Below are 9,403 nucleotides of genomic sequence, written 5' to 3'. Positions count from 1 at the left end.
ACGAGCCCGAGCGCCAGCGCCTCGGTGGCGCCCACCTGCGGCCGGAGAACAGCAGGTCGGCGGCCACCGCCGCCCCCACCGCCTCGGTGAGGTTGCGCTGGCCCTCGATGCCGTAGCCGAGCCCGAGCTTCGCCGCCGGCACCGCGAAACGCGAGCCCTCTTCGCAGATGCGGATGTCGCAGCACAGAGCGAGCGCCAGCCCGCCGCCGATGCAGAAGCCGCCGATGGAGGCGATCGTGGGCTTGGGAAAGCGTTTCAGCCGCCGGTAGGCGCCGGCCGCGATCTCGTTGTATTCCTCCACCGCCTCGGCGGTGCCGCGCTCGCGTTCGAACTTGGAGATGTCCGCGCCCGAGGCGAAGGCCTTTCCGCCGCGGCCCTCGACCACCAGCACGCGCACCTCGGGGGCATGCGCCATCTCATCCAGGAGGTCGCGCGCCTGCCGCCACATGGCCAGGTCGATGGCGTTGCGCCGGGCCGGATTGTCGATGACGAGCCGCGCCACCGGGCCCGTGCGCTCGGCGACGATGCGTCCCTCGGCCTCGGTCGTCCCGTCCATGCCTGAACTCCCTTCGCCCGTTGTTCTTCTTGGCTGCCGGCGCGGCAGGATAGCCCCGGCGCTCCGGGCTGGCGACAGGCCGCTCCGGACGGCCGTCAGAAGAACGCCTGGAGGCCGGTCTGGGCGCGGCCGAGCACCAGCGCGTGCACGTCGTGGGTGCCCTCGTAGGTGTTCACCGTCTCCAGGTTCACCATGTGGCGCATGACGTGATACTCGTCGCTGATGCCGTTGCCGCCGTGCATGTCGCGGGCCATGCGGGCGATGTCGAGCGCCTTGCCGCAATTGTTGCGCTTCAGCAGCGAGATGGTCTCCGGCGCGATCTGCCCGGCATCGAACAGGCGCCCGGCCTGGAGGCAGGCGAGCAGGCCGAGGGTGATCTCGGTCTGCATGTCCACCAGCTTCTTCTGCACCAATTGGGTGGCCGCGAGCGGGCGGCCGAACTGCTTGCGGTCGAGCGTGTATTGCCGCGCCGCGTGCCAGCAGAATTCCGCCGCGCCCATGGCGCCCCAGGAGATGCCGTAGCGCGCACGGTTGAGGCAGCCGAACGGCCCGGCGAGACCGGTGACGTTCGGCAGCATTCGGTCCGCCTCTACGAACACGTCCTCCATGGCGATGTTGCCGGTGGGCGAGGCGTGCAGGCTCAGCTTGCCCTGGATCGCATGGGTGGACAGGCCCTTCATGCCGCGATCGAGGAGGAAGCCGCGGATGACGCCGTCGTCGGTCTTGGCCCAGATCACGAACACATCGGCGATGGAGGCGTTGGTGATCCAGCACTTGGCGCCGCTCATGAGGAAGCCGCCGTCGACGCTCCGGGCGCGGGTCGCCATGGCGCCGGGATCGGAGCCCGCGTCCGGCTCGGTGAGGCCGAAGCAGCCGACGATCTCGCCGGTGGCGAGGCGCGGCAGGTATTTCATGCGCTGCTCCTCGCTGCCATAGGCGTAGATCGGGTGCATGACGAGCGAGGACTGCGCGCTCATGGCCGAGCGGTAGGCGCTGTCCACCCGCTCCGCCTCGCGCGCGCACAAGCCGTAGATCACATAGCTGCTGCCGGCGCAGCCGTACGTTTCGGGAAGGGTGAGGCCGAGCAGGCCGAGCGCGCCGAACTCGGAAATGATCTCGCGGTCGAAGCGGTGCTCGCGGTTCGCCATCAGGATGCGCGGCATCAGCCGCTCCTGGCAGTAGGCGCGGCAGGTGTCGCGCACCATGCGCTCCTCGGCCGTGAGCAGGCCTTCGAGCTGCATCGGGTCCTGCCAATCGAACGGCGCATATTGGTTCGACGGCACGGTCGCCACCTTGCGCGGCAGGACGGTCTCGGTGACGGTGCTCTGGGTCATCGTCGCTCTTCCGGTCAGGCGGCTGCGGGGGCGGACAGGGCCTCGACGCTGCGGTGCGCCTTGGCGGCAAGGTCCAGTTCGCCGAGGTCGGCCAGCACCTTGCCGTATTCGCGCCAGCCGCGGCGCCCGCGGGGGAATTGGGCGACCCGCTCGGAGAGCAGGCTGCGCGCCATGGGCAGGCGCCCGGCGCGCACCGCCGCGTCGATCAGGATCTGCGCGAACAGATCGCGCTGGGCGAGGCTGCCGCCGATGGGCGCCAGCTCGTTGCGCATGGGCCAGAGGATGTCGCAGGCCTTGGCGTATTCGCCGCTCTCATAGGCGATCATGGCTTCGCACAGCGGAATGAGGACCGCCTGGGTGGTGCGCGCGTTCCAGCTCTCGCCTTCCTTGGCGAAGACGGCCATGGACTGGATCTGCTCGCGCGCGGTGTCGAACCGCCCCTTGGCGGCGAGCGCGAGGCAGAAATGGGCGTCGCGGAAGGGGAGGATGTGGTCGTGAATGCGCGTCGCCGAATGCTCGGCGAGGAGGTCCCAGCGGTTGCCCACGTCGACGCCGGCGATCTGCAGGCGCTTCAGCAGCGCCGCCTGATTGGAGACGTCGATGTAGGTCTCCGAATTGAGCGAGGACAGGTCCTCGTCGAACACCTTCAGCGCGCGGTCGTAGTTCTCGGCGACGATGTGGAACAGGCCGCGGTGCCACCACACATGGGCCTTGAAGAAATTCTTGTTGGCCCAGTCGTCCTTGGAATAGTCGAGCCAGTCGGCGCCCTCGTCGAAGCGGCCCTGCATCTCCATTACGTGGGCGACGGAATGGATCGCCCACAAATCGTCCCGGTTGGCCTCCACCGCGGCGCGGCCCCAGCGCTCCGCTTCGGCATAGGCGCCGCATTCCTCCAGCGCATAGGCATACATGCCCTGGACGTGGGAATAGCCGGGCGTCGCCTCGTCCCAGGCGCCCAGCGCGCCCGCGACCACCGCGCGCAGCACGTTGTTGCGGCCGGTGTAGAAGGCCATGGTGTGGTGCAGCTTGAGGGCCATGAGGTCCTGCGGCCACTGGTTCAGCACCTGCTCCCACGCGAGGCAGGCATTCATGAGGTCGCCCTTCACCCAGGCCTTGAGGGCGGCGAGGTGCAGCCGCTCGCGCGCCGTGATGTCGCCGCCCGCTGCCTCCAGCTCTGCCAGGGTCTGGCGCAGCTTCGGGAACACGGCGGGGTTCTCCAGCATCATCAGGAGGTAGCCGCGATAGCACTGAGCGAGCACGCAGGACGGGTCCTCGGCGAGCGCCGCCTTCACCTCCGCCGAGGCGCCGGTGCCGTAGTTGAGATAGTCCGCCACCGCCCGGTCGAGATGGGCGACCGCCTTCGGGCTGGTGGTGGTCACGTCGAGGCCGCGGATGTCCTGATGCATGGCGGTGTCCCTTCTTTCGCTGCGCGGCGCGCCGATCAGGCCGCCTCGTCGAGCGCGACGCCGAGGCCGCGCAGCACCCGTTCCGGCGTCGCCGGAAAGTGGAAGATGTCGCCGCCGCGCTGGCGCAGCGCGTCCGCCACGGCGCAGGAGATGCCGGCGAGCGCGCCGATGATCGAGCCCTCGCCGCAGCCCTTGAATCCGCCCAGCGCGCCGGAGGGCGTGTTGGCGTGGTGCAGCTCGATGTGCGGCACTTCGAGCGCGGAGGGCACGAGATAGTCGGCGAGCGTCACCGTGCGCGGCTGGCCGTTCTCGTCGTAGATCAGCTGCTCGTAGAGCGCTTCGCCGATACCCTGGGCGATGCCGCCGATGATCTGGCCTTCGACCACGGCGGGGTTGATGAGGCGGCCCACGTCCTCGGCGGCCACATAGCGCACGATCTCCACGTGCCCGGTCTCCGCGTCCACGTCCACCACCACCACATGGGCGCCGGCGGCGAACGAGCCGTGCTTGGGATCGTAGAAGGCCGTGACCTCGAAGCCCTGGTTGATCTCGCTCGGAATGTCCTTGGCGGAGAAGAAGCTGTGCTCGGCCAGCTGGCGCAGGGGCAGGGACTTCGTGCGGTCGATGGTCTCCACCACGCTGTCGGCGAGCATCAGCTCCTCGGCCGGCATCTTCATGAGCACCGCCGCCACGTTCAGGATGCGGCGGCGCAATTCGCCCGCCGCCTGGATCACCGCGCCGGAACCGAACACGGCGGTGCGCGAGGCGAACGTGCCGAAGCCGTAGGGCGCCATGCCGGTGTCGTTGGTGAGGCAGGCGATGTCGTCGAGGCGGATGCCCAGTTCGTCCGCCGCCACCTGCCGCATGGCGGTGGCGATGCGCTGCCCCTGCGAGGGCAGAGCGGCGGCGATGGTGAGCTTGCCCGAGGTCTCAAGGCGCAGCGTGACCGCGTCGCGGCCGGGCTGGAGCAGCGTGCCGGGGCCGACGGCGGTGCTGGTGCCGAGCCCGGTCAGCTCGGCGAAGCAGGCGACGCCGATGCCGCGCAGCTTGCCCTTGGCCAGCATTGCCTGCTGCTCCTTGCGCAGCGCCGCATAGCCGGACTTCGCCAGCGCCAGGTCGAGGCAGGGCAGGTAGCCCACATGGTCGTGGACGAGGTTGTTGCCGTTGCGAAACGGCATGGCGCTCTGGGGGATGATGTTGCGCCGGCGGATCTCCACCGGATCGATGCCCAGCTCCGCCGCCGCCTGGTCGAGCAGCAGCTCCAGCGAGGCGGAGGCCGAGGGGCGGCCCACGGCGCGATAGGGGCCGACCGGGGTCTTGTTGGTGGCGACGCCGCGCGTCGTGTAGCGCAGCGCCTTCACCTGGTAGGGCCCCGGCATCAGGCCGCCGGTCTGCAGCGGCTCCATGCCGGCGGACCACAGATAGGTGGAATAGGCGCCCACATCGGTCCAGATGTCCGACTGGAGCGCGAGAATGCGCCCCTCGGCATCGAGCGCCAGCTGGACCTCGATGTCGTGCTCGCGCGCATGTGTGGAGGCGACCATGTTCTCCAGCCTGTCTTCCACCCACTTCACCGGGCGGCGCAGCTGGAGCGCCAGGAACGCGCAGACGAACTCCTCCGGATAGATGGAGGCCTTCTGGCCGAAGCCGCCGCCGGTCTGCGGCGCCACCACGCGGATGTCGGTTTCCGAGAGGCCGAGATGCTTGGCGAGATAGTGCCGCACCACATAAGGCAGCTGGTGGCTCATCCACATGGAGAGCTTGAACGAGCCGTCGCGCCAGGCGGCGACGCAGCCGCGCCCCTCCATGCACAGCGCCTGCTTGCGGCCGAGCTGGAAGCGGCGCTTCACCACGAGGTGGGCGTTGGCGAATGCGGCATCGACGTCGCCGCTCTGGTAGTCGCGCTTGATGAGGTAGTTGTTGGGACAGGTGTCGTGCACCAGCGGGGCGCCGTCGCGCTCGCCCTCGCGGGCGGTGGTGACGACCGGCAAAGGTTCGTAGTCCACCTCGATCAGCTCGATCGCGTCCTCCGCCAGAGCGCGGCTCTCGGCCACCACGGCGCAGATCGCCTCGCCGCAGAAGCGCACCTTCTCCACCGCCAGCCAGTGCTGCGTCGACTGCCCGCCGGAGAAGCGGTTGGGCATGGAGGTGAAGGGCTCCACCTTGCCGAGAAGCTCGGCGCCGGTGAGCACGGTGATGACGCCCGGCAGCGCGCGGGCGCGGCTTGTGTCGATGCGCGCGAGCCGCGCATGGGCGTGCTGGCTGCGCAGGAAGGCGACGTGGAACATCCCGGCGAACGAGATGTCGTTCAGGAAGCGGGCCTCGCCCTCCACCAGCGGGATCGCCTCCTCGGGCAGCACCGAGGAGCCCACCATCCTCTCATTGACGAAGCGCGTGCCCGACATCTCACCCCCGCTGATGGTCGTGCATGGCGGCTGCCGCCGCGCGCACCGCCTCGACGATCGCCTGGTAGCCGCTGCACCGGCAGATGTTGCCGGACAGGTATTCGCGGATCTCGGCCTCGCTGGGGTCCGGATTATCTGCCAGCAGCTCGATGGCGGTGGCGAAGAAGCCGGGCGTGCAGAAGCCGCACTGGACCGCGAAATTCTCGAAGAACGCCTTCTGCACCGGGTGCCAGGCGCCGTCCGGGTCCTTGAGGCCCTCGATGGTGACGACGGTGCGCCCGTCCGCCTGCACCGCCAGCATCAGGCAGGCGCGCGCGGTGCGCCCATCCACCGTCACCGTGCAGGCGCCGCACACGCCGTGCTCGCAGCCCAGATGCGTGCCGGTGAGGTGGAGCTGGTCGCGCAGGAAGTCGGCGAGCGAGGTGCGCGTCGCCACGTCCTTGGTGTGGACGCGGCCGTTCACGGTGAGGGTGATGGTCTGCTGCTCAGGCATGGTGCGCCCTCCCGCTGCGCGCCAGCGCGGCGGCGAGCGCCCGGCGCGCCATCACGCCCGCCAGGTGCCGCCGGTAGCCCGCGCCCGCATGGACATCCTCGGTGGATCGACCGCACCGCGCGCGAGCTGCGCCGCGGCCTCGAACAATTCGGGCGCTGTGCCGCGTCGATCCGCTGGCCGGCGAGGAGGGTTTCGGCGGCGGTGACACGCACCGGCCCCTCGCCCATGCCGACGAGGGTGAGGCGCGCCTCCTCGCACACGCCGTGGCGCAGCGTGAGCAGCGCCGCCGCCCCGCCCAAGGCGAAGTCGCCGAGCCGCCGCGAGAATTCCACGAACGCCCAGCCGGTCCCGGGGCGCATGGGGGGATAGCGCAACTCCACCACCATCTCGCCCGGCTCCAGCGCGGTGGTCATCAGCCCCTGGAGAAAGTCCTCCGCCTTCAGCTCCCGCCGCCCCGCGGCGCTGGCGATGACGACGCTGCCGCCGAGGGTGAGCAGCACGCTCGGGTGCTCGGCCGCCGGGTCGTTGTGGGCGACGCTGCCGCAGGTGGTGCCGCGGTTGCGGATGGCGGGGTGGGCCACAAAGCTCGTGGCCTCGCTCATGAGCGGCCAGCCGGACGTCACCAGCGGCGAATTCAGGATCTCCACATGGCGCACCAGCGCGCCGACGCGGAGCGTGCCGCCGTCCACCTCAAGGCGCGCCAGTTCCTCGATGCGGTTGATGTCCACCAGCACGGCGGGCGCGACGATGCGCATGTTCATCATCGGCATCAAGCTCTGCCCGCCGGCGAGGACGCGCCCGTCGGGGCCGGCATCCGCGAGGATCGCCGTCGCCTCGGCGAGGCTCTTTGGGGCGCGATAGTCGAACACGGGTGCCTTCATCTGCCCCCTCGTTTCCCCTGGAACCGAACGCTCCGAGCCCTTCGGCCGATGGGCCGGGCGTATGGCGGCGCCGGGTTCGATGTTCTTATATGTTAGAACTTACATATTTGATATGAAAAGCTCTCGGCGGCGTCAAGGCCAACAGCATGCAATGAAAACGATGATTTTCATGAAGCATGAGCGTTGCCTGGCGGCGATTGACGCAGTCAGTGCCATCGATTACCAATAGATAAGTATATATCTATGCTGCGGTGCGGTGTGGCGTCCCCAAAGCTGGTGGACTTCCGCGCGGCACCTCCGGCGGCAAAGGGAGGAGCGCTCAGGCATGGCGTCGCGCGGGTTCACCGTCGATCCGGAAGGCCGCGCGGCCGGCGCGGAGGTGTGGCGATGAAGATGAATGTCCTCGACGGCGGGCGCGTGCGCATGCGCCGCCGCATCTTCGTGCCCGACGCGGCGAAGGAGGAGCAGATCGAGATGCCGGTCATCGCGACCCTGTTCCGGCACCCCAAGGGCAATGTGCTGTTCGACACCGGCTGCCACCCCTCCGTGGAGACCGACGCCGAGGCGCGGTGGGGCGGCCTTGCCCGCCTCATGACGCCGATCGCGCCGCCCGGCACCAGCGTGGTGGCGGCGCTCGCCGAGCTGGGGCTTCAGCCTGACGACGTGGACATCGTCGTGAACTCGCATCTCCATCCCGACCATTGCGGCTGCAACTGCTTCTTCCGCAAGGCCGAGTTCTTCTGCCATGCGGCCGAGCTTGAGGCTGCCGAGGCCGAGGGCGCGGATGCGCAGGGCTATCGCCGCGTGGAATGGGACCTGCCCATGCGCCTCGACCCGCTCACCGGCAGCCATGACGTGTTCGGCGACGGCCGGCTTGTGACCGTTCCGCTGCCCGGCCACACGCCGGGATGCATGGGCCTGCGCGCGGAGCTTGCCGGCGACGGGGTGTTTCTCCTCGCCTCGGACGCGGTGACGCTGAAGCGCAACCTCGACCGCGACGAGGTGCCCATGAACGCCTGGGACCGCGCCAAGCTGCTCGCCTCCTACGAGACCGTGCGGGCCGAGGAGGCGCGCGGCGCCACCGTGATCTGCGGCCATGACGACGACCAGTGGCGCACGCTCCGGACCGGTCGCGACGGCTATGCATGAGCCCCGCGCGGGCGCCGGAACGAGACAATCAAAGGGAGAAAAGCGGATGGAAACCGGGCTCGAGGGGAAGGTCGCCATCGTCACCGGCGGCGCGCGCGACGTGGGCGGCGAGATCGCCCGGTCGCTGGCGCGCGAGGGGGTGCGCGTGGCGGTCAACTACAACAGCTCGCAGGCCGAGGCGCAGGCCCTGGTGGACGACATCGCCGCCTCCGGCGGCACCGCGCGGGCGGTCAAGGCGGACATCTCCGACTACGAGCAGGTGCGCGCCATGACCGACGGCGTCGTCGCCGAATGGGGCAGCCTCGACGTCCTGGTGAACAATGCCGGCTACGTGAAATACCAGCGCTTCATCGAATCCGAGCCTGCCGACTGGAAGCGGCAGATCGACATCTGCCTCTACGGGGCGCTCAACTGCTCCCATGCGGCGGCCAAGCACATGGCGCAGCAGCAAAGCGGGCGGGTGATCAACATCGTCGGCGACAGCTCGCGCATCGGCGAGGCGAACATCGCGCTCGCCGCCACCGCGCGCGGCGGCACCATCGCGCTCGGCAAGTCCATGGCCAAGGAACTGGGGCGCTACAACGTCACCGTCAACACCATCGCCCTCGGCCTGATCGAGACCGCGCACCAGGACCCCGAATTCCTGGCCAAGAACATGGAGCGCATCGTCAAGGCCTATCCGCTGCGCCGCATCGGCAAGCCGGGCGACGTGGCGCCCATGGTGGTCTTCCTCGCCTCCGCGGGCGCCGACTGGATCACCGGCCAGGTCATCAGCGTCAATGGCGGCTTCTCCATGGTGTGAGGCCGTACACGCAGCGGTGACCCGACGCGCACTCCATGGCGCGGCCGCTCCCACACCGGCGCCACAGTGCGCAGGCAGAGATCCGGGCACGGCTCCGGATGGCCCCCCGCCGAGGGCACAAAGTCCCGGCGCCGGGGGCGACAACCACCAAGAAGACAAGCCTAGGGGAAACGTCATGCAGATCCGAGGTTACAAGGTTGTTCTCGCGGCGGCGCTCGCCGCGACGGCGCTGTCGGGCGCTGCGTTGGCCGCCGACCCGATCAAGATCGGCGTGGTGACGCCGAGCACCGGCACGTTCGCGCCCATCGGCCAGCAGGTGCGCTGGGCGCTGGAGCTGGCGGCGAAGGAGATCAACGCCTCCGGCGGCATCATGGGCC

The 9,403-nt window shown here is 69.5% G+C and carries 9 protein-coding genes; 3 read left to right on the top strand and 6 right to left on the bottom strand.

The annotated features are described in order from the left end of the window. The 6 genes from AC2W7M_RS13490 to AC2W7M_RS13465 all read right to left on the bottom strand — a co-directional run. A partial coding sequence (locus tag AC2W7M_RS13490; RefSeq protein ID WP_486132789.1) for an enoyl-CoA hydratase-related protein occupies nt 1-556 on the bottom strand: 556 nt, incomplete at its 3' end. Between the two features lie 95 nt (nt 557-651). After that, the gene (locus AC2W7M_RS13485; protein WP_486132790.1) at nt 652-1,797 is read right to left on the bottom strand and encodes an acyl-CoA dehydrogenase; all 1,146 of its coding nucleotides are present in this window, start codon (nt 1,795-1,797) and stop codon (nt 652-654) included. A 107-nt stretch (nt 1,798-1,904) separates the two neighbouring features. After that, on the bottom strand, nt 1,905-3,296 hold the full coding sequence (locus AC2W7M_RS13480) for a tetratricopeptide repeat protein (protein WP_486132788.1): 1,392 nt from the start codon (nt 3,294-3,296) through the stop codon (nt 1,905-1,907). Between the two features lie 35 nt (nt 3,297-3,331). Beyond that, nucleotides 3,332-5,701: a xanthine dehydrogenase family protein molybdopterin-binding subunit gene (locus AC2W7M_RS13475; protein WP_486132787.1), complete on the bottom strand. Its 2,370-nt coding sequence runs from the start codon at nt 5,699-5,701 to the stop codon at nt 3,332-3,334. A gap of 1 nt (nt 5,702) precedes the next feature. Beyond that, nucleotides 5,703-6,194, bottom strand: coding sequence for a (2Fe-2S)-binding protein (locus AC2W7M_RS13470; RefSeq protein ID WP_486132786.1), 492 nt, complete (start codon nt 6,192-6,194; stop codon nt 5,703-5,705). Continuing rightward, nucleotides 6,161-7,075, bottom strand: coding sequence for an FAD binding domain-containing protein (locus AC2W7M_RS13465; protein WP_486132785.1), 915 nt, complete (start codon nt 7,073-7,075; stop codon nt 6,161-6,163). Before AC2W7M_RS13465 ends, AC2W7M_RS13470 begins: the two co-directional genes overlap by 34 nt. Before the next feature lie 387 nt (nt 7,076-7,462). Between AC2W7M_RS13465 and AC2W7M_RS13460 the strand changes: the two genes are divergently transcribed. The 3 genes from AC2W7M_RS13460 to AC2W7M_RS13450 all read left to right on the top strand — a co-directional run. Beyond that, a complete protein-coding gene (locus AC2W7M_RS13460) occupies nt 7,463-8,224 on the top strand; it encodes an N-acyl homoserine lactonase family protein (protein WP_486132784.1) in 762 nt (253 codons plus the stop codon). A gap of 46 nt (nt 8,225-8,270) precedes the next feature. Then, a complete protein-coding gene (locus AC2W7M_RS13455; RefSeq protein WP_486132783.1) occupies nt 8,271-9,026 on the top strand; it encodes an SDR family NAD(P)-dependent oxidoreductase in 756 nt (251 codons plus the stop codon). A gap of 175 nt (nt 9,027-9,201) precedes the next feature. Beyond that, a partial coding sequence (locus AC2W7M_RS13450) for an ABC transporter substrate-binding protein (protein WP_486132782.1) occupies nt 9,202-9,403 on the top strand: 202 nt, incomplete at its 3' end.

The organism is Xanthobacter sp. BG11Y11_SDJG (genome assembly GCF_057364445.1).
Note: the sequence above shows the minus strand (reverse complement) of the source record. Positions and strands in the feature narration are given on the sequence as shown.

Bases quoted from the DNA above. Each gene is read 5' to 3' on its own strand.
- AC2W7M_RS13485 (WP_486132790.1), bottom strand. From the start codon at position 1,797: ATGCAGCTCGAAGGCCTGCTCACGGCCGAGGAGCGCATGGTGCGCGAC.
- AC2W7M_RS13455 (WP_486132783.1), top strand. From the start codon at position 8,271: ATGGAAACCGGGCTCGAGGGGAAGGTCGCCATCGTCACCGGCGGCGCG.
- AC2W7M_RS13480 (WP_486132788.1), bottom strand. From the start codon at position 3,296: ATGCATCAGGACATCCGCGGCCTCGACGTGACCACCACCAGCCCGAAG.
- AC2W7M_RS13470 (WP_486132786.1), bottom strand. From the start codon at position 6,194: ATGCCTGAGCAGCAGACCATCACCCTCACCGTGAACGGCCGCGTCCAC.
- AC2W7M_RS13475 (WP_486132787.1), bottom strand. From the start codon at position 5,701: ATGTCGGGCACGCGCTTCGTCAATGAGAGGATGGTGGGCTCCTCGGTG.
- AC2W7M_RS13460 (WP_486132784.1), top strand. From the start codon at position 7,463: ATGAAGATGAATGTCCTCGACGGCGGGCGCGTGCGCATGCGCCGCCGC.
- AC2W7M_RS13465 (WP_486132785.1), bottom strand. From the start codon at position 7,075: ATGAAGGCACCCGTGTTCGACTATCGCGCCCCAAAGAGCCTCGCCGAG.